This window comes from Nocardia sp. NPDC101769 (assembly GCF_044766925.1).
GTDB lineage: Bacteria > Actinomycetota > Actinomycetes > Mycobacteriales > Mycobacteriaceae > Nocardia.
Genome location: NZ_JBIWMX010000001.1, coordinates 343,223 through 362,855, shown reverse-complemented (window position 1 = coordinate 362,855; position 19,633 = coordinate 343,223). Strand labels below are relative to the sequence as shown.

General features: G+C 69.4%; 16 protein-coding genes and 1 pseudogene. 6 read left to right on the top strand and 11 right to left on the bottom strand.

Annotated features, from left to right (window positions below):
* The first annotated feature begins 43 nt into the window (after window positions 1-43).
* The gene (locus ACIRRA_RS01395) at window positions 44-1,669 is read left to right on the top strand and encodes a cellulase family glycosylhydrolase (RefSeq protein ID WP_402761547.1); all 1,626 of its coding nucleotides are present in this window, start codon (window positions 44-46) and stop codon (window positions 1,667-1,669) included.
* Window positions 1,670-1,991: 322 nt separating this feature from the next.
* On the top strand, window positions 1,992-2,522 hold the full coding sequence (locus ACIRRA_RS01390) for a hypothetical protein (RefSeq protein ID WP_402761545.1): 531 nt from the start codon (window positions 1,992-1,994) through the stop codon (window positions 2,520-2,522).
* A gap of 93 nt (window positions 2,523-2,615) precedes the next feature.
* On the opposite strand, the gene ACIRRA_RS01385 is transcribed toward ACIRRA_RS01390, so the two are convergent.
* The 4 genes from ACIRRA_RS01385 to ACIRRA_RS01370 all read right to left on the bottom strand — a co-directional run bounded on the left by ACIRRA_RS01385 (window position 2,616) and on the right by ACIRRA_RS01370 (window position 6,896).
* On the bottom strand, window positions 2,616-4,889 hold the full coding sequence (locus ACIRRA_RS01385; RefSeq protein WP_402762233.1) for a helicase-associated domain-containing protein: 2,274 nt from the start codon (window positions 4,887-4,889) through the stop codon (window positions 2,616-2,618).
* A gap of 365 nt (window positions 4,890-5,254) precedes the next feature.
* Window positions 5,255-5,443, bottom strand: a complete 189-nt coding sequence (locus ACIRRA_RS01380; RefSeq protein WP_356999003.1) for a hypothetical protein — start codon at window positions 5,441-5,443, stop codon at window positions 5,255-5,257.
* Between the two features lie 146 nt (window positions 5,444-5,589).
* Entirely contained in the window at window positions 5,590-6,222 is a 633-nt protein-coding gene (locus ACIRRA_RS01375; protein WP_402761542.1) for a transglycosylase family protein, read from the bottom strand.
* 443 nt (window positions 6,223-6,665) lie between these two features.
* Window positions 6,666-6,896: a hypothetical protein gene (locus ACIRRA_RS01370; RefSeq protein ID WP_356999008.1), complete on the bottom strand. Its 231-nt coding sequence runs from the start codon at window positions 6,894-6,896 to the stop codon at window positions 6,666-6,668.
* Window positions 6,897-7,078: 182 nt separating this feature from the next.
* On the opposite strand from ACIRRA_RS01370, the gene ACIRRA_RS01365 reads away from it, so the two are divergent.
* Entirely contained in the window at window positions 7,079-7,522 is a 444-nt protein-coding gene (locus ACIRRA_RS01365) for a cold-shock protein (RefSeq protein WP_402762231.1), read from the top strand.
* A 74-nt stretch (window positions 7,523-7,596) separates the two neighbouring features.
* Here ACIRRA_RS01365 and ACIRRA_RS01360 read toward each other — a convergent pair whose 3' ends face one another.
* From ACIRRA_RS01360 to ACIRRA_RS01350, 3 genes are all read right to left on the bottom strand, one after another.
* The gene (locus ACIRRA_RS01360; RefSeq protein WP_402761539.1) at window positions 7,597-8,190 is read right to left on the bottom strand and encodes a DUF2771 family protein; all 594 of its coding nucleotides are present in this window, start codon (window positions 8,188-8,190) and stop codon (window positions 7,597-7,599) included.
* Between the two features lie 16 nt (window positions 8,191-8,206).
* Entirely contained in the window at window positions 8,207-10,261 is a 2,055-nt protein-coding gene (locus ACIRRA_RS01355) for an MFS transporter (protein ID WP_402761536.1), read from the bottom strand.
* Window positions 10,262-10,414: 153 nt separating this feature from the next.
* Window positions 10,415-11,209, bottom strand: a complete 795-nt coding sequence (locus tag ACIRRA_RS01350) for a glutaminyl-peptide cyclotransferase (RefSeq protein ID WP_402761534.1) — start codon at window positions 11,207-11,209, stop codon at window positions 10,415-10,417.
* Between the two features lie 47 nt (window positions 11,210-11,256).
* Between ACIRRA_RS01350 and ACIRRA_RS01345 the strand changes: the two are divergent.
* Together ACIRRA_RS01345 and ACIRRA_RS01340 are read left to right on the top strand one after the other, a co-directional pair.
* A pseudogene (locus ACIRRA_RS01345) lies at window positions 11,257-12,063 on the top strand (DUF3027 domain-containing protein); the annotation flags it as partial.
* A gap of 697 nt (window positions 12,064-12,760) precedes the next feature.
* A complete protein-coding gene (locus tag ACIRRA_RS01340; RefSeq protein ID WP_402761531.1) occupies window positions 12,761-15,958 on the top strand; it encodes a sacsin N-terminal ATP-binding-like domain-containing protein in 3,198 nt (1,065 codons plus the stop codon).
* 128 nt (window positions 15,959-16,086) lie between these two features.
* Here the strand turns inward: ACIRRA_RS01340 and ACIRRA_RS01335 are convergent, their stop codons facing one another.
* Both ACIRRA_RS01335 and ACIRRA_RS01330 read right to left on the bottom strand, forming a co-directional pair.
* Window positions 16,087-16,701: a TetR/AcrR family transcriptional regulator gene (locus ACIRRA_RS01335; RefSeq protein ID WP_379397885.1), complete on the bottom strand. Its 615-nt coding sequence runs from the start codon at window positions 16,699-16,701 to the stop codon at window positions 16,087-16,089.
* Window positions 16,702-16,833: 132 nt separating this feature from the next.
* Window positions 16,834-17,076 carry a DUF2530 domain-containing protein gene (locus ACIRRA_RS01330; RefSeq protein ID WP_356999020.1) on the bottom strand — a complete coding sequence of 81 codons (243 nt, stop codon included), beginning with the start codon at window positions 17,074-17,076 and terminating at the stop codon, window positions 16,834-16,836.
* A 110-nt stretch (window positions 17,077-17,186) separates the two neighbouring features.
* On the opposite strand from ACIRRA_RS01330, the gene ACIRRA_RS01325 reads away from it, so the two are divergent.
* Window positions 17,187-17,624, top strand: coding sequence for a MarR family transcriptional regulator (locus ACIRRA_RS01325; RefSeq protein WP_356999022.1), 438 nt, complete (start codon window positions 17,187-17,189; stop codon window positions 17,622-17,624).
* Window position 17,625: 1 nt separating this feature from the next.
* On the opposite strand, the gene ACIRRA_RS01320 is transcribed toward ACIRRA_RS01325, so the two are convergent.
* Together ACIRRA_RS01320 and ACIRRA_RS01315 are read right to left on the bottom strand one after the other, a co-directional pair.
* On the bottom strand, window positions 17,626-18,015 hold the full coding sequence (locus tag ACIRRA_RS01320) for a YccF domain-containing protein (RefSeq protein WP_356999267.1): 390 nt from the start codon (window positions 18,013-18,015) through the stop codon (window positions 17,626-17,628).
* A gap of 330 nt (window positions 18,016-18,345) precedes the next feature.
* Entirely contained in the window at window positions 18,346-19,551 is a 1,206-nt protein-coding gene (locus tag ACIRRA_RS01315) for a GNAT family N-acetyltransferase (RefSeq protein ID WP_402761527.1), read from the bottom strand.
* Window positions 19,552-19,633 lie beyond the last annotated feature (82 nt).

Sequence of the window (19,633 nt, the reverse complement as noted above, 5' to 3'; positions counted from 1 at the left end):
CGGATGTCCATTTGGACGATTGACCTGAAAGAACCGAAACAGGATGCCGATACACAGGACCATCACGGCCCGGATCGGGCGCGGGCGCGCCGGACGCTGGATCCGCGGACTGCTCACCGCGGCACTGGCGGGTGCGCTGATCGCGCCCGCCGTCGCCCAGGCCGCGCCCGAGGGCTCCACGCTCGCGCGGCTCCACACCGACGGCGCGCGGTTCGTCGACGACAGCGGGCGGGTCGTCCTGCTGCATGGCGTCAACAATGTCGACAAGGTGCCACCCTTCATCGAACCCGGCGACGGCATCACCGTCACCGCCGACGATGCGGCGCTGCTCGCGCGCCACGGGTTCAACACCGTGCGCCTCGGCGTCTCCTTCGATGCGCTCATGCCGACCAGGGGCGTGGTCGACACCGCCTATCTCGACCGCGTCGCCGGCGTGGTGGACACCTTGGCGCAGTACGGGATTCACACTCTGCTCGACAACCACCAGGACGGACTCTCGACGATCTGGGGCGGCAACGGCTTTCCCGAATGGGCCATCCACTCGCGGCCGAGCGGCCTGGAGCCCAATGTCGGCTTCCCGTTCTACTACCTGATGCCCAGCATGAACCTCGGCTGGGACGAGGTCTGGAACAACACCTACGGAGTGCTCGACTACCTGGGCGACGCGCTCGGGGCGCTCGCGGCGCGGGTGAGCGGACACCCGGGCGCGCTCGGCATCGAACTGCTGAACGAGCCGTGGCCGGGCACGGCCTTCCTATCCTGTTTCCCGAACGGCTGCCCGGGCTTCGACGTCAAATACCAGGCGGCCATGCAGAAGCTGACCGATGCCGTGCGCGGCCGCAACGGCGACCTCATGGTGATGTGGGAACCCAATGTCACCTGGAACGAGACCATGCCCACCAACCTGGGCAAGAATCCGCCGATCAGCGCGCCCAACATCGCCTTCGCGCCACACGACTACTGCATCCCGAGTCAGCTCGCCATCTATTCGGGGCTGCCGACCTTTCTGCGCGGTCTGTGCCCGGTGCAGCAGGCCAAGACCTGGAGCAATATCGACGCCTTCACCGCCCGCACCCAATTGCCCACCCTGGTCACCGAATTCGGCGACGGCGACGCGACCGTGCTGGGCAATACCCTGAGCCGTGCCGACGAACGCTTCGTCAGCTGGCAGTACTGGACCTACACCACGCGGTTCGGCGCGGGCGCGCCGAAGCCGGACCCGTTCCTCGGGGATATCGGCAAGCAGTTGGTGCGGACCTACCCGCAGGCCACCGCCGGAACGCCGGGCCGGATGATCTTCGATCCCGACACCGGCGACTTCGCATACCGGTACACCCCCCGACCGGCGAGTGGGCCGACCGAGATCTATGTGTCCGATGTGCACTATCCGGACGGGTACGCGGTACGGGTCGACGGCGGCCATGTCACCTCCGCGGCGGGTGCCCGGGTGGTGACGGTGGAGGCGGATGCATCGACGCCGGTGACCGTTTACGTCAACCGGCCGGGGTCGAAGGGTGCGACCGTGCCCAGCGGTCCGATCGGGACGGGTTCGGCGGACAGTGGTTCGGCCGGCGGCTCCGCCGACAGTGGTTCGGCCGGCGGTTCGGCGGACAGTGGTTCGGCCAGCGGTTCGGCGGGCACCGGGTCGGGGACCGGTTCGGCGCGGTGATGCGCGAAACCCGTTGATGTGCTTATGTAACGAGTTGAGGGTGGGGTGCGACACAGGGCGCAGGAACATTGTTGGACCTGCGCACAGTTTGATCCGATCGAGAGGTATAGACCGTGAACGCCTTCAGCCTGCAATTGCTCAATGCCCTCCCCACCATCCTCGTGAACCTCTCGTGGCTGGGCATGCGCGGGCTGTCCATGCTGCACTGAGAAACTCATGCAGTCCTGATATAACCCCCATGTCGGATGCGGGTACGGGCGACACACAGGTATTCTCACCGCGTTCACAGCCGTGAATTGTTCGGTGAGAAAGGTTTTCGCTAGTGAAGTTCGCAGGAACGAGGACGCTGGTGCGCCTCGTACTCGCCCTCGTGGCGGTTGCCGTGGCCGTGCTGGCCGTTTCCGGCTGTTCGATGCTCAAGGACGCCAGTAAGTCCGATACCGCCAAGTCCAAGGTGGGCGACTGTATCAACGTCATCGAAGGCTCGGCCACCGACTCGAAGACGACGCCCGTCGACTGCTCCGACCAGAAGGCGGTGTACAAGGTCGCGGCGGTCTACGACAAGAAGACCGACTGCAAGGAAGAGGAGACCTCCTACGAGGAGACCCTCAATGGCGGCACCACCGCGTTCCTGTGCCTGAGCCCGAACTTCAAGGAGGGCGCCTGCTACAACGAAAGCCCGTCCACCGGCTACAAGTACGTGGCGTGCACGGCTCCCGAGGCGTCCTTCAAGGTGCTCAAGCGGATCGAAGGCCAGGACGACGAATTCGCCTGTGACGCCAACACCGCCACCAGCTTCCGCATTGTTCACGACCCGAAGACCACCTTCTGCCTGGGCAACCCGAAGGGGTAGCCCGACGCTCGGGAATTCCGGCCCGGTTCACGGACGGCATGACGAATGTCGTTCGGGTACCGGGCTTTTCCTGTTCCAGGGCGACCGAGTCCGCTATTCGACCAGGGCGACGGACGCGATGCGATGCAGCGTGAAGTGACGGACCGCGCCGGTGACCGGATCCAGGGCGTCGAGCTGGCCGCCGCCGACCTTGAGGGGTTCGACCACGCGCTGGGTGGCGATGCCCTGGGCGTCCACGTAACCGATGTGGACGGGGCGGCGGGTGCGGACGGCCAGCTGTAGCAGGTTGAGGGTGGCGGCGGTGCTGGTGCGGGAGCCGTCGGAGCGCACGGCCTGGCCGGGGCGGGCATTGGCGGCGCGTTCGCCCGCGCGGAGTTCGGCGACCAATGACTGGAGCTGTTCGGTGCTCGGCGGGTTGGGCCGCCAGTTGGGGCGTTGCTGGCCCCGCGCGGCCAGGCGGGCCCCGCGGGGACGCAGGTCGACGATGGCGCCGGACGAATCCTCGCCGGCCGGACTGAAACCGGCGGCCCGCAGCCGCCCCAGCACCTCGCCCAGCGGCGCCTGCGAGATGGCGACGGTCGGGGCCACGGCGCGCAGCGCGAGTTCACCGGCCACGGGGGCTGCCAGCACCTCCGCCAGCAGCGTCGGGTCCTCACTGCGCACGAAGCTCTGCGCCATGCCCGCGCGCAGGCGGCCGTGCCGGCGGGCCACATCGTCGATGAGATAGGTCAGCGACTGGGGGACCGGAGTGCGGGAGTGCGTGGTGAACAGGTTGTGCAGTTCCGCGGCCGTCGCGCCCGCGTCCAGCGCCCGGCGCACCGAGATCTCGCTGATGCGGTAAACCGTTGCGGCGCCCGCGGATTCGACATCGGCGACGATGGCGACCCGGTCCTGGAGTTCCGGGGTGAGCGGACCGGGCGCGATGACCGTCAGATCCGCCTGCACCAGGACGTGGTCCACCGGCTCCGGCAGCGCGATCGCCATCTCGGATTCGGCGTCCTCGGGATTGCCGTGCAGCAGGGCCCGGCCCGCCGACGTGACGGCGCCGCGCGCCACCAGCCCGAGCGCCTCGGCCTCGGCCAGCGTGTTCGCCACCACCTCCAGCCGGTAGTGCCGTCGACGGCGCGGCTGCCGCCAGGCCAGGATCCGGCCCAGGGCGGCGGCGGAAACCTCGGTGCCGGGCGGGAATTCGGCCAGCACGCCCAGCACGGCGTGCCGGTCGCGCACGGCGTGCACATTTCGCAGCTCCGCCGACAGCGCGGCCAGGGGCTTGTCATTGGCGTCGCGCAGGCCGATCATCCACGGGAACCGGTCCAGGTCCAGCCAGGCCTGCGCCAGCACCGTCCAGCGGCGCGGCGGCACCACCGCGAGCCAGGCGTCGGCGGTGGTGGTGGGTGTCCAGTAGTCCTCGGCGCCGTCGCCGTCGGGCGCGGGCTCGGGAGTGCCCTTGTCGATCAGCCGGGCAGCGGTGAGGACTTCGGCCAGCAGGCCGACCCGGTTCTCGTCGATGCCGGTCTGCTTGGCGACGCGGCGTAGCTCGCGGACGCCGAGACCGCCGGAGCGCAGCACCGGGGCGGGCGACCCGCCCAGCGCGTCCAGGACGGCCGTGCTGTGCCGCAGTAGTTCTCCCACCTCGCCCGCGGCCACCGCATTGATGTCGGCAGGGGCGTGCTTGGTCGAATCCGGGTGCGGCGGCACCAGCGCATGCGGATCGCTGACCGGCTCGTTGCGCAGCACCTGTCCGACCGAGACCGGCAGCTCCACGGTCTCCTCGTCGATCCAGTTCAGCAGCCGATGCGCCAGCAGCCGCTGCACCGGGCGCTCGGAGGGGGTGCCGGGCGCGGCATCGCGGGTGCGTCCGCGCGGACCGGTGCCGGCCAGTTTCTCCAGCAGGGTCCGCTCCTGCAGAGTCGACGCGGCCAGGGCCGCGGTGATCTCGGGTTCGGTGAGCGCGTCCGGCAGTTCGGTGGTGCTGCCCAGCGGCCACGGCAGCGCCTCCTGGGCGGCGGGTGTCACACGCAGGGCGGTATCCGGGCCCCAGACGAGGGCGCGGGCGCGCAGCTTCTGCAACGCGGCATTGACGGTGGCCGCCGGAACCCGGTCCGACAGCAGCTTGCGCAGAGTCTTGGCGGGCAGCGGCACGCCGCGGCCGCCGTCTCCGGCTCCTTGCACCACAAGGGTTTCGATGACGGCGAAATCGAGGGTGTCCAGCTCGTCGCCCGCGCGCAGCACCGAGGCGCGCTGTTCGGTCCGCGCGGCCAGCACGGCCATCGAACCGGGCAGGGGGACGGCCAGATCGGGCCGCAGCTGCAGCAGCGTCACGAGATCCTCGTCGCTGCGCTTGGAAAGCCATTCGGCCAGAGTCACATCCGCGCGGGCGGCGGATTTCGCGGACTTGGCGGGACGGGCGGGCGCGGTCGCCGATGCCGCGGGCGCGGAGGCTGATCCTGCGGGAGCGGAGGCCGGTTCGGTGGGCGCGGCCGCGTCGCCGGTCGTGGCTGGGGTGGGGAGGTCGGTCACTTCACCCGATCCATCGGGCAGCCCACATGTCGGGCAATGCGCGGGCGCGGTTCATCGGGCACGGTGCGGACGCGGCTCAGCGGCCGCCGCGGCGACCAGGCGGTAGGTGGGGCTTCGGGCACTGTGCCCGCCCCGCGGGCCTGGGGTCGTATGCGCGGCGGCCGCCCGGGAACGAGCGCCGTTAACCGCATGGTTGTCGGTCGTGCGTCGGATCAGCGGTTGACGATGGTGTGCGGGTGCACGTAGGGCAGCTGATCGGCCGGCAGCGGGAACTCGGTGTCCTCGCCGTACGGGGACAGGCCGCCGGAGCGGGTCGACGAGAGTTCGGTGACCGCGTGATCGCCATTGGCCATGTCCGGCCAGCCGTTGTCGACATAGGGTTTGTTCGATTTGTTCACCACGCGCCCATTCTGGCATGCGGCCACCGGGACCGCCCCCTCCGGCACCCGAAGTTCGCCCCCGCCACGGCGTTCCATCAGCAACCCCGGAAATCGAGAATGCCCCACATCGGCATTGATGCGGGGCATTCCGAAGAGGGAACGGGGTGCTACTGCGGCAGCAGGCCCTTGTTCGCCTCGAAGAAGTTCACGATGCCGGGGTCCAGCTTGGTGCCGTTGGCCTTGGTGGCGTTGAGGAAATCCAGTGCGGGCTGCGGGATCTGGACGCCCTGCGACTGGGCGACCGCGATGGCGCGGTCCACGGCCTGGAAGACCTCCTGGGTGCCGTCGGTGCCGGCGCCGGGGCCCGCCTGCTGCGGGTTCCACTGCGGGGTGTCCGAGGTCGCGGGCGCGGGGGCGGTCCGCGGAGTGGAACCGCTGGTCAGGCCGAGGCTCGAGGAGCAGGAGGGCCAAGCGCCCCAGCCCTGCGTGGCGAGCACCTTCTCGGCGACCGCGATCTGCTGCTCGCGGGTGGCCTGGTTGGCGGTGGGGGCGTACTCGCCGCCGCCCGCTGCGTTCCAGGTGCCGGGCGAGAACTGCAGCCCACCCTGGAAACCGTTACCGGTGTTGATGCCCCAGTTACCGCCGGCTTCGCACTGTGCGAGGCGATCCCAGTCGGAGTCGGGTGCCGCGCTGGCGTTACCTGCCATGGCCACTCCGGCGCCGCCGAGAGCGATGCCCGTCAGGGCAACCTTGGCGACAGTGCGGCCGGTGTTGGTCGGCTTGCGATGGCGTCCACTCATTTTCGGGTCTTTCCTCTCGTACGCGCCTGCGAGGCCGACTACCGGGGTCGAACTGAGAGGTCGTCCGGCCCGGCGCACTGGATGTGCGCTGTTCCTCGTCTTCGCCCCTTTTCTCCAGTTGGGGGTCCGGTACCCGCGGGGCGAAGTTCGGTGCGGCGGGCCGGTGGCGCCGGGCTGACCCGGCGAGGAAGACACTACGACGACCGCCGCCAAAAATCACCATTTGGTAACCGCTGTGTCTGTCCGGGTCGCTAACCGGCGCAAGGGGTTCCGGATGGCTTCTTCGCAGGTGGTCACGGCGAGTCCCCGCCGATAGGGGTCTGTCACCGCTCTGTGACCTTCTTGTTATGTGACGAAGATCACATGCATGCTCGGGTAACGAACTGGGCAATCTCCGTGTCGTCGCCCGCGTGTCGGCAGGCTCCCGATCCTGACCCGGACAGTCAGCGGGACCGGCGACCCGACCAGAGCGCGTAGACCACCGAGAGCAGGAAACCCAGCGGCGCGCACATGGCGAGCAGATACAGCCACAGGCCCGGCTTCGCATCGGTCAGCAGATGCACGCCGAAGATCGCGAACACCGCCAGCAATCCAATCGCGAACAGGCCCAAGGCGATATACAGCAGCCAGCCCGCGGAACCGCGAGGGGCCTGCTTGGAAGAAGTGTCGGACACCTCTGAACCGTAAAACTGATGTGCTTGCGCTATTCGCACCGGGGTAGACTCGGTGTCAGTCGCGTCCTGCATAGCTGTGTGGGGCGCGTTCTTTTCGCAAACGGAAAGGTCGCCAGCGCATGCGTCCGGCGACCACGAATGTGCCCGGCTGCCCGGGCTTGAATGACGAACGGGTGAGCGCAGTGCCGACCGGCAAGGTGAAGTGGTACGACGTCGAAAAGGGCTTCGGCTTCCTTTCCCAGGATGAGGGCGAGGACGTCTATGTTCGATCGTCGGCGCTGCCCGATGGCGTGGAGGCCCTCAAACCGGGCCAGCGCGTCGAATTCGGAATGGCGGCGGGTCGCCGTGGCCCACAGGCGCTTTCGCTGAAGCTGCTGGAGACCCCGTCCCTGCGCGAGGAGCGCGGCGGCCGTGGCGAGCGCGGCGACCGTCGCGGCGGCGGGCGCAATGACGCCCCCATCAACCGCAAGAGCCCCGACGAGCTGCACGGCCTCATCGAGGACATGATCACGCTGCTGGAGACCAAGGTGCAGCCGGATCTGCGCCGCGGCAAGTACCCCGACCGCAAGACCGCCCAGCGCATCGCCGAAGTGGTGCGCGGCGCGGCGCGGGAGCTCGACCACTAGGTCGAGACGAGAAGCCAACGGGCCCCGGTGATTCCATCACCGGGGCCCGTTACGTTGTTGCGGCAGGCGGGATCTCAGCTGAACAGCGCGGGATCGAACGCGGGGGTGTGCAGCGCCCAGATCCCGCGGGAGATGACACCCTCGTTACCGTTCTCGTCCCGGGCGGGAATCGGCAGGTGCAGTTCCATGATGGCCAGGCGCACGTGCTCGGTCGGCGGGGTCTTGATGGTCAGGGTGAGCGGCTTGTCGTATTTGCGATCCTGATCCCGCTCCGGCTTGCCCGACAGCCGCCAGGGCTGCTTGTAGGTCAGGACCTCCGCGTCGGCCTTGTTGTTCGGCAGGCGGTAGCCGATCAGCATTTCCCACGGCGCGTCGGCGACCTCCTTGGGCAGCGAGATCTGCACCGTCGAGCCCGGGGGCACATCGAGATCGGAGACGGACTGGGTGGAATTGCACTTGCCCAACGCCAGCCGGTCCTTCGACACCTCGAGGTTGCAGTACAGGAACGGATTCACCGACACCGACTTCCCGTGCGCGTACGCGGTGATCTGCGGATCCGGCTTGGTGGTGTGGCGGGCGATGACCACGATCGCGGCGAAATAGGCCACTGCCACCACGACTAGAACCGCCAGCAGAGCGATGATCGTGCGGGCTTTGGGTTGGTTCACCGGGGTTTCCTGTCCGTCACTGGGTGGGTTCCCCCGCACCGTGCGCGGCGGGGATCTCCTGCTTGGCGTGCTGAGGTCGGTTACCGCCCAAACCGGGCAGCAGCGAATGACCACGGTAGCTGACCACGGTTTGAATCAAGCCCAGCGCCATCACCGACGCGACTGCGGTGAAACCGATCCACCAGATCGGCGGCAGCATCACGCCCATCGCACCGCCGATCACCCAGGACAGCTGCAGCACGGTCTCGGAGCGGCCGAAACCGGAGGCGATCGATTCCGGCGGCAGATCGTCCTGGATGGCGGCATCGAGGGAGACCTTGGCCAGCGCGCTCGCGCAGGCGGCGACCATGGTCGCGATGGCCGCGCCCATCAGGTTGTCCAGCAGGGCCGCCACGATCGCGACCGCCACGCAGGCGATGGTGCAGCTCAACACGATCAGTTGCGGGCGGCCGAGTTTCATGCGCGCGCCGCTCGCATTGCCGGTGAAGTTACCGATGGTCGCGGCCGCGCCGATCACGCCCAGCATGGCGATCTGCTGCACCGGCCGATGCTCGGTGGCCTTGGCCACGAACGCGCCGTAGAAGGTGAGGAAGCCGGTGAGGACGCGCACGGTGCTGTTGCCCCACAACCCGGTCACCACCGAACGGCCCAGTGGCTGCCGGCGTTTGCTCGGCTGCACCTGGTCGGCCCGGTTGGGGTCCAGCACCTCGGTGCGGGCGTCGTTGCCGTGATACCCGAGGGTGGCCGGGACCTCGCCCTCGGTGACCTCGACCCAGGACGGGATGCGCAGGCTCAGATACGCGCCCGCGGCCGCGAGCACGGCGGCGAAGAGCAGTGCACCGGTCGAGCCGGTCAGCTTGGCGATCAGCGCGGCCACGCCGCCCGCGCCCAGCGTGCCGCCGACCAGGCCGAAGACGGTGAGCCGGGAATTGGTGCGCACCAGGTCCATTCCCGGTGGCAGCACGCGCGGGGTCACCGCGGACTTCAGCACCGAGAACGACTTGCTGAGGATCATCATGCACAGGGCGAGCGGGTACAGCGCCCAGTTGTCGATATTGAAGATGAGCAGCCCGGCGATGAACACCCGCAGCGCGAACGAGCCCGCCAGCGCGACCCGGCGACCGCGTTGCAGGCGGTCCAGCATGGGGCCGATGACCGGGGCGATCACCGCGAACGGCGCGATCGTGATCAAGAGGTACAGCGCCACTTTGGTTTTGGATTCCGCCGTGGCGCTCGCGAAGAACAGCGTGTTGGCCAGGGCCACCGCGATCGCGGCGTCGGTGGCGAAGTTGGCCATGGTGGCGTAGATGAGCGCGGTGAGACCCGACTCCTCCGCCCCGTCGGCCTTGGCGGCGCGCTGGAAGGTCGCGAAACCGCTCTGCGTCAGCTCGATGCTGCGGCGCGCCGCGACCCGGGTGACGGTCAGTTTGCGGGGCGGCTTGTGCAGCCCGCCGCTGTCCTGGGCATCCGGGTCGGCTTCGTGTGAAAACGATTGCGTGTGAGCCGTTTCCGGGCGCGGCGGCTCGGTGTGCGCGTGCCGCGTGTCGTCGGGGCGCGTCGGATGACCCTGATCGCGGTGTGCGGGCGGCGCGGATTCCGGCTCGTGTCGCCGGGATCGAGACGTGGACTCCGCGTCGTACCGTTCGGGGTCGTGCGAGCGCTCGTGGCGGTGCGAGCGCTTGGACTCCGGGGAGTATCCGGACTCCGGGTCGTAGCGCACCCGCCGCGTGGTGCCGAAGTCGTGCGGCTGCTGCCACGCTTCCGGCTCGCTCGCGGTTCCTTCGGGCGGCTGGGTCTCGTACGGCCGAGTCGGCGGGTTGTCCTCGGCCCTGTCGTGAGTTTCGGCCTTGTCGTGGCGGCGGCGCGCCCAGCGAGAGGTCCGGCCCTCGGGTTCGCCACCAAGGCTGCGGGGAGATTCGCCGCGCGACCTCGACGGCGGGTCGGTGGGACGCGCGGACGTACGCCGGGCCAGGAATTCCGGCACTTCGTTCTCGTCGCCCGGCGGGACGGGTCGACGGCCCGCGCGGTTGGCGGGCGGATAGCGGTCGTACCCCGGGTGCCGTTCGATCATGGGCGAGTCCTCGTCGCCCCAGCGACCTGGGTCGGCACCGGGGTCACGGGGAGGAGTCACGCACCCAATTCTTGCAGTGCCGTCGGCCGGTGGCTGCACTACGGCCGGTGTGGGCCGCCACAAGTTCGTGGCGACCGGTCGCGATGGGCCCGCTCAGGCGGGGACGAAACGCACTTCATAGGACGTCGGCCACTTCTTGCCGGTGAGGAGGAAGTGGTCGGTGCCAGGGAGGTGGGTGATGCCGTTGAGGACATCGGTGTCGGGGGTGCGTGCGCTGTCTGGGAGCAGGCCGGAGGCGTCGATCGTGGCGAGCACCTCGCCGGTACCCGGATCGATGCGCAGGATGGTGTCGGTCGGCCAGGTGTTCGCGTAGACGGAACCGTCGGGGGCACAATCCAGTTCGTTGAGCCTGGCGTCCTTGTGGCTGGTCAGCGCCACGCTCCCGGTGATCGCGAAGGTCTGCGGATCGCGGAAGGTGAGGGTCGAGCTGCCATTGCTCATGACCACGCGATCGTCCCGGGTGCACAGGCCCCAGCCCTCGCCGTCGAAATGCGTGGTGCGCAGTTCCGCGAGGGTGCCCGGGTCGCGGGCGATGGCCACGCCGTCCTTGTAGGTGAGCTGCCACAGCACGTCGCCGGCCCGGGTGATGCCCTCGCCGAACAGGGGTGCGGGCAGGTCGGCGCGGGCGAGTTCGGCGCCGGTGTTCAGGTCCGTGGCCCGGATATAGGAATTGCCGGCGAGTCCGGTGCTCTCGTAGAGAACCGACCCGTCGACCTCCAGGCCCTCGGTGAACGCACCCGGGTCGTGCGGCCAGGTGGCGACCACCTCGACCCGCAGCTTCGGCGTGTTGTCACTGCTGGTGCAGCCGGTCGCGGTCGCGGCCAGGGCCAGGGCCGTGGACAGCATGATCGTGGCGGCCGCTACCGGTGCACGGCGTTTGCGCTCCATACGGCAAAATGTAGGGCGTGAGCGCGGTTGGAGTTTCGGAGTCCGGTATGCGGCCGATCCTGGCGGAGGCGGTCGAGCTGGCCCGCCGTGCGCTCCTGGACCTGGAACCGGTCGGGGTGGGCGCGCATCTGGGCGTGACCGGCGAGGACGAATCCTCGGCCACCCATCACTTCGAGGCGACGCTGCCCGGCTATCGCGGCTGGCAGTGGGCGGTCGTGGTGGCCGCGCCGCCGGAGGCGACCAGCGCCACGGTGAGCGAGTCGGCGCTGCTGCCCGGGCCGGACGCGCTGGTGGCGCCCGACTTCATTCCGTGGGATCAGCGCATCCGCCCCGGCGATCTCGCGCCGGGCGATCTGCTGGCCCCGCCGCTCGGCGACCCGCGCCTGGTGCCCGGCTATGTCGCCACCGGTGACCCGGCCGTCGACGAGGTCGCCCTCGAGATCGGGCTCGGCCGCACCCAGGTGCTCTCCCGCGAGGGTCGCGAGGAGGCCGCCGACCGCTGGTTCTCCGAATACGGCCCCGACACCGACATGGCTCGCGCCGCGCCGTCCACCTGTGGCCGCTGCGGTTTCTTCGTCCCCATTGCCGGCGCCCTGCACGCCGCCTTCGGCGTCTGCGCCAATGCCATGGGCGCCGACGGCCATGTGGTCCACGTCGCCTACGGCTGCGGCGCCCACTCCGACGTCGAACTCCCCACCGGCGGCGGCTCTCCCCTCTACGAGGCCTACGACGACGCCGCCGTGGACCTGTTCCCGACCTCCGACCTCCACACCGAAACCGCCGCGCTGGAAGCAGCCGAGCCCGGCGAAACAGACGATTCCGGCGAGATAGCGGGTGCGGAAGCGCCCGCGAGCGGCACTGATTCGACGCCCACCCTGGCCGATGCCGCCGCGACCGCCGATGCCGCCGTGACAGCTGACGCCGCCGACGCGACGGCCGACGCCGATGCGACCGCTGACGCTGCCACGACTATCGAGGTCGCGGCAACTGAACTTGCCGTTGTGGCCGAAGTGGAATCGGGCGAGACGGACGAATCTGGCGCGGTTCGGACTGCGGAGACCGACGCGGTCGCCGCGGATACGAGTGTTGCGGCTGACGCTGATCCGGCGACAGGCCTGGCTGATGCCGCGGATGCGCGGGCAGGTGTAGTCGATGCGGACGTCGAGGTCGCCGCTGTTTCGGTGGTGCTCGAGAGCGGCGAGGCCGCAGGAGCGTCCGAGAGCCGCGAGGCCGCAGGAGCGTCCGAGAACGGCGAGGCTGCGGGAGCGTCCGAGAAGACGGTGGTCGCGGACGATTCCGGCGCGGCCGGGTTGTTCGAGGTGGGCCATCCGGATGCGGTGTACGACGATGCGTGGGCCGTGAATGCGGTGCCGGTGGAGCCCGAGACCGGTTCGGCCGAGTCGCGCTGAGGCGATCGCCCGGCTAGGTTGTAGCGCCACCGGATTCCCGGCGGCGGGTGCGGTTTTCGATGGATCGTGCCGGAGTTCTGTGAGATACCCGGATGCTTGGCTCTGGCGTGCCATCAACGGTTGTGCGGAAGGGGTGTAGGGCGTGGTCGCGACCGATGCGGGGGATCCGTTCGGGACGGCGGAACTGCGGGCCGGGGTGGTGGCCGCCTGGCGCGGGTCGCCCACCCGGTTGCGGGAGGACGCCGCCACGGAGGCGGACCTGGTCCGGGCCGGATACCGGGACAGGTTGCTGACCGAGCTGGCGCAGAACGCCGCCGACGCGGCCGCCAAGGCGGGCGTTGACGGGCGGATCGCGGTCTGGCTGGACGGCCGCACCTTGCATGTGGCCAATACCGGTGCACCGCTGGATGTTTCGGGCGTGCACGCGCTCACCGCGCTGCGCGCGTCGGGGAAGACCGACGCCGCGGCCGTCGGGCAGTTCGGTGTGGGATTCACCGCCGTGCTGACGGTGTCGGACGAGGTGGAGTTCCGCTCGACCGGCGGCTCGGTGCGGTTCTCGCGGGCCGAGACCTGGGCGCTGCTCGGCGTGGAGGGCATCGCGATTCCGGAGACGCCGGGCGGTTTCGAGCCGCCCGCGCTGCGACTGGCCTGGGCCACCGCGGAGAAGCCCGCGAACGGCTTCGACAGTGAGATCGTGCTGCGGTTGCGCGAGAACGTGGACACCGTCGCCCTGCTCGCGGAGATGCGGTCGGAGGCGGCCGATCTGCTGCTGGAATTGCGTGCGCTGCACGCCATCCGGATCGGTGACGACGAGATCGCCAGTGCCGAGCGGGAACTCGGTGACGGCCTCACGGAACTGCGGGTCACCGGCCCGAATTCCGATGAGCGCGTGTGGTGGCAGTACCGCACCGAGCGCGCCCGCTGGCTGCTGCCCGTGCGCGACGGCCGCCCGATCGCCGCCCGGCCCGATGTGCTGCGCGCACCCACCCGCTCCGATGAGGAGCTGTCCATCCCGGCCCTGCTCATCGCCGACATCCCCATGCAGCCGGACCGCCGCCGCCTGCTCCCCGGTGCGCACCTGACCGCCCTCGCCGCCGGTTACGCCACGTTCGCCCGCGCCCTGCCGCCACGCGACCGCCTGGTCCTGGTCCCCACTCCCGGCTTCGCCCGCAGCGAGGCCGACGGCCTGCTCCGCGAGGCCCTGATCGCCGAGCTCCGCGACAACGAGTGGCTTCCGGTCCTCACCGGCCGCCCGGGGCGCGCTGCCGAATACGCACCGGCACCAGAGGAATTCGACGCCGCGATCGGCGAGGCGGCAGCCGTCGCGCCGGCCGGTCACGGTGCCGAGGCCGGTCGGGTGCAGGCATCGGGCGATCCCGATACCGCGGCCGCGCTCGAACTGGCCGCCGCGCCGGACGTCGAGGCTGCTGCCGCGCCGACCGCCAAGGCGAGCGCGGCATGGGAGCAGGAAACCCTGCCGCTGTGGGATCTTCCGGCCCAGGACGAAGCGCCCGGCGACACGGTCGAACCCCACGACGCCATCGGACCGCACGATGTGGTCGCGACCTTCGACCCGACCGAGTTCGAGGAACCATCCCCAGCGGACCTGGGGATGCTTGTGGATGAGTCGGCGGTCACCGAAACCCCCGGAGCGGGTGGAGATTCGCGGGCGAATGTCGCCTCGCCGCGCCGGGCCACCGTATTCACCGGTGCGACCGTGGAATTGGCCGATCTGCTGGCGGACATGGTTGGCCCGCTGGTGATTCCGGAGTTGTCGGGACGCATGTACGCCGACGCCCTCGCCGTGCTGGATGTGCACCGGATCGGCCTGGCCCGGATCGCCGAGCTCTCGAGCAGCCTGGAACGTGAACCGCAGTGGTGGTATTCGCTCTACGACGCGCTGGAGCCGTTCGCGGTGGATCCGCTGGCGGTGGAGGAGCTGGGCGCCCTGGCGGTGCCGCTGACCGACGGCCGCCTGGTGACCGGGCCGCGCACGGTGGTGCTGGATGACCGTCTGGAACAGGCGATTCCGGTGCACTGGGCACGCCTGGTGCATCCGGAGGCTGTGCACGAGCTGCTGGGCCGGCTGGGCGCGCGCCCGGCCGCGCCGGAGGATCTGCTCAATGACGCCGGGCTGCAGGCGGTGCTGGAGGACGATCCGGGCGATCCGGACACCGTCGACGCGGTGCTGAAGCTGGCGGCCACCACCCTGGCCGCACCGGGTGTTCTCCCGTCCTGGCTGGGTCTGGTCGAATTGCCCGATATCGACGGCGAATCGACGCCGGCCGACGAACTGCTGCTGCCCGGAGCGCCGCTGGCCCGCGTGCTCGTCGAGGATTCGCCCTTCACCACCGTGGACGCCGGCGTGCTCGAGCGCTACGGCCCGGAGGCCCTGCGCGCCATCGGTGTCGGCTGGAGCTTCACCCTGGTCGCCGAGTCGGATCCGACCGGCCCGGACCACCACCTCGACGACGAGGAGACCTGGTGGGAGGGCCTGGCCGAGGATCCGGCCGAACTGGTGGCCGTCCGCGACCTGGACCTGGTGGATGACGCCGAATGGCCGGAGGCGCTGCGGCTGTTGCTGTCCGATGAGACGACTCGCCGGCTGCTCGCGGACCGCGACGGCTACACCGCGTGGTGGCTGCGCCATCACGCGCACGTCGATGGTATTCCGCTGGGCCTGCTGCGCCACCCGGACGACACCCTGTTCGCGGGTCTGCTCCCGCAGCTGCCGGGCTTCGACGCGAACGATCTGGCGGTGCTGCGCGGCGTGCTCGCCGACCCGGAGGTGCTCACGCCCGCGCTGGCCGAGGAACTTCTCGACGCCCTCGCCGATCCGGCGAGAATGCCCACCCCGGAATCGATTTCACAGACGTACCGGCATCTGGCCGAGGCCCTCGACGCGGGCCGCCTGGACACCGAGGATCTGGTACTGCCGGGTCAGGTGCGCGCCCTGACCGGCGAGGTGATCCCGGCCGCGGACGCCCTGGTGCTGGATCGCCCGTGGCTGGGCCCGGCGCTGCCCGCCGATCGGCTGGTCGTGGGCGACCTGGCGTCGGCGCGCCCGCTGGCCACGCTGCTGGATCTGCCGCTGGCCTCCGAGGCGGTGACGGCGGAGGTGGTGAGCACCGGCCGGGAGACCAGCTGGACCGCCGAGCCGCTGGGCGTGCTGCTGCGCCTGCAGTTCGACTTGCCGTTGCCCACAGGCGATCTCGTGGTGCACGACGAACTCCGGGTCCGGCTGACGGGTGCGTTCGAGGCCACGGTGACGGTCGCGTGGTGGCGGGAGGGCGATATCACCCACGTGCAGGCGCAGCCGCAGAACTTCTCGCGCCGCTGAGGGTTCGCGGCGGCCCGAATGGCCGTACGCGGGCCCGACCTGGGTGAGATACACAGGCGGGCAGGCGAATTCGGGTCCGGCGCGGGCGATGCTGCACAGTGCCCGCGCCGGAGCGGGGGAGGCCCGGGTCAGGCCGCGTGGGCTGCCACGGTGGTGGCGAGGACGTCCAATTGCTGACGGACAGCGGCGCTGTCGTTGTCGACCAGCCAGCGCAGCACGATGCCGTCGATCGCGGCCAGGATGAAACGGGACAGGGTGTCGACGGGGACGGTCCAGGAGGTGCCGGTGGCTTCGCGCGCGTGTTCGATGACGTCGGCGACCGTGGAGTCGTTGAAGGTGTACTGCTCCCGTGCGATGGCGAGTTTCGCGGGGGTCTGTTCGCCTTCACGTAGGGCATAGGTGGTGGTTTCGTAGGTGAGTAGTTGGCGTTCCGGAGTGGCTTCGATGTTGAGCCACATGAGTTCCAGACCGGCGCGCACCAATTGTTGCAGCGCTTCTTTTCCGGTTCCGACGTCCTGCCATACCGTTTCGTTGGCATCGACGGAATCGCGCAATTCCATCGAGAGCGCCTTGACCAGCTCGGTCATCAGCTGATCTTTGTTTTCGAAACAGTAATGCACCACACCGAGGGAAACACCGGCTGCCTGGGCAACATCGCGCGTGGTAACTCCTGCCACGCCCTTTTTTTCGGCAAGGCCGATGGCTGCCTCGATAAGGTGGGCCCGTCGTTCTTCGACGCTCAATCGGGAGGACACTCCAGGGAGTTAAGCCTCCGAGGCGCGTGCAGTCAATTCGCACGGTCCGCAAGTTCGTTTTGTCAGACCCTCTGGACGGCCGACCGGTCGCTTCGAGCGCTAATCCGGACCCGGGCCCCGCTAATCCAGACCGAGCTGTGCGCCTTTGTCCCCGCGCCGCGCGGCCCGGCGTTGAATCGTGAAGATCGTGTAACCGAGCAGACCCACCGCCAGACCCATCAGGCAGACCGGCCGCGCAGTGGCCCACGCGTCGTTCCCCCACACCGCCACCGTCGCGATCAGGAAACCGATGGTGCCCACGGCCAGTACCGGGCGCGGATCGGTGAAGCGCGGGGGGATCTCCGGAACGGGCGGCGTGGTCACCCCACCAGACTAGAGGGCATGGCCCGGTTCGGGTGGCGCGCCGGGGCGGCCCGCCCGCGCGCACCGGAACAGCCGACTCCCGCGCGGGCGGTCCCGTATCGTTTGCCTCTGTGACAACGCCTTCCGACATTCGAGCGCTCGCCGGTGAACTTTCGCTGGCGGTGGTGCGCTTGACTCGGCATCTGCGAGGCCGGCGGGCCGATGCCCAGATTTCGCTGACTCAGCTGTCCGCGCTCGCCACGCTGAATCGGGAGGGCGCCATGACGCCGGGAATGCTGGCCGCCAAGGAGCGGGTGCAGCCGCCATCGATGACACGGGTCATCGCCTCGCTGTCGGAAATGGATCTGGTGGAACGCAACCCGCACCCCACCGACGGACGGCAGATCATCGTGTCGCTGTCCGACGCCGGGCGGGCCCTGATCGCCGACGAGAACCAGGCCCGCGAGGCGTGGATGACCGATCAGCTGTCCCGGCTGTCCCCCGCCCAGGTCGGCGTGCTCGCCGAGGCGGTCGGGATCATGAAGCAGATCGTCGACGAATCCGAGTGACTCAATAGCCGAAACGCCGGTCGCTGTCGACGATTTCGCGGCCCAGGGGGAACAGGGAGATCGGGATCAGCTTGAGATTGGCCCAGGCGAACGGAATCCCGATGATGGTGACGGCGAGGGCGATGCTGGTCATCAGATGACCCAGCGCCAGCCACCAGCCCGCCACGATGATCCAGATGATGTTGCCGAGCATCGAGCCCACGCCCGCGCTCGGCTTCTCCACCGCTTCCCGCCCGAAGGGCCAGAGTACGAAATTGGCGATGCGGAAGGACGCGACTCCCCACGGGATGGTCACGATCAGCACGCAGCAGATCAGTCCGGCGATGACATAGCCGATGGCCATCCAGAATCCGACCAGCACGAGCCACAGGACGTTGAGTATCAACTGGATGGGTTTCACGTACCCCAGCATGCCAGCGTCCGGTGCTCACCCACCACCGGGAAAACCCTGAACTCGCCGGGGATGGCCCTCGCCCGAATCGGGTGAAATGCCCTGAAAAGCGTTTTGACGCCTTGACTCGATGCGAATGTCGCGCTATCTCCGCTCATGCAGCTCTACCCATTCTTTCTGGCAAGGAAAGAATCAGGAGCACATTTTGAGCAAAGCATCGCGACTATCGGTGGGCCCAGCGGCGTCAGCATGACTTATGACGGGCACATCCTGGTCGCCACCTCGCGCGCTGCTGTTCGACAGCGTCGGCAGCCGTTTTCGTCCATCCGCTCAGAAGAACCAGCCGAGTTCGGCGTCGCGTTCGGCGGTGAACGCCTCGTCGAACGCGCGCAGCACCGCCGTGTCCTTGGCCTGGATCCGGTTGGCGGCGGCGAAGACCCGGGCCCGGTACGCGCCGAAGTAGAGGCTGCCGAGTACATCGATGCCGAGTTCGAGATCCGGGGTGCGGCCGGTGGGCGCGCACTCGGCGATGCCGTCCCGCACCCGCAGCGCGAAGCTGCCGCCCGCGTCGCGGAACGGATCGTCCACGGCCAGCACGATATCCAGATCCCGCTGGTAGGTGCGGGCGGTGAGGGCGGCGGGGACGTCCATGACCCGGGTCCACAGCGCGTCGTGGCGGCCGGTGACGCGCACCAGGCGCGGATTCGTGACCAGGTAGGGGAGTGGATCGTTATCGCTCAGCGCGGCCTCGACCGTGTCCACCAGATCCAGGCTCAGCAGCACCCGCCACAGCGCCGCATGGGCTTCAGCTGTGACCGCCCGCAATTCGCGGACGGAGGCGGTGTTCTTGTCCCGGTGCCAGGCGCGCCGCAGGATGGCGTAGCCGTCCGGATGGATCAGGAAGAACTGCGGTGAGCTCTCCTCGCTCTGCACGGCATCGGCGAAGAACCGCTGCTGCCAGCGGGCCGCGGGCCGCGCCTGCGCGCCCGGGACCAGCCGCCGCCAGCGGTCGTAGATCTCGGGCAACCGGAGCTTCGCCTCTTCCGGATCGGCGACCTGTACGCCGCCGGGATCCGGTGTGGTGGAACGGAATTCGGCGGTGCGACCGCGCACGGAGATCTCGTTCTCGACAATGGACGGGCCGTAGCCGAAGCGGCCGTAGATGGTGCCCTCACTGGCGGTGAAGATGGTGAGCGGTATGCCCTCGGCCTCGGTGCGGCGATGCTGCTCGGTGTAGAGCGCCCGCAGAATGCCGCGCCGCCGATGAGTGGGCGCGACCACGACGCTGGTGACGCCGCAGGCCCGCACGGTGCGCGCGCCGGGCACGGTGACGGTCATGGTGCGGTCGTTGGTGTGCCCCACTATGCGATCGCCGTCCACCGCCACCAGGGCCCGCTCGGTCGGAAAGACGCCGCCGCCGTATTCCAGATCGGCCGGGCCGACCCGCATCCCGAAGCAGATCTCCGAGAGCCGGATGATCTCCGCCCGCTCGTCCGCTCGCGCCGAACGCACGGTAATGCCAGTCGTCGATGCCATACCCCGAACATCCCACGTGTTACCGGGCCCCGCACCCGATTTTCTCCGGTGTCACCTGCCGCGCCCGCCGCGGCAGGTGACA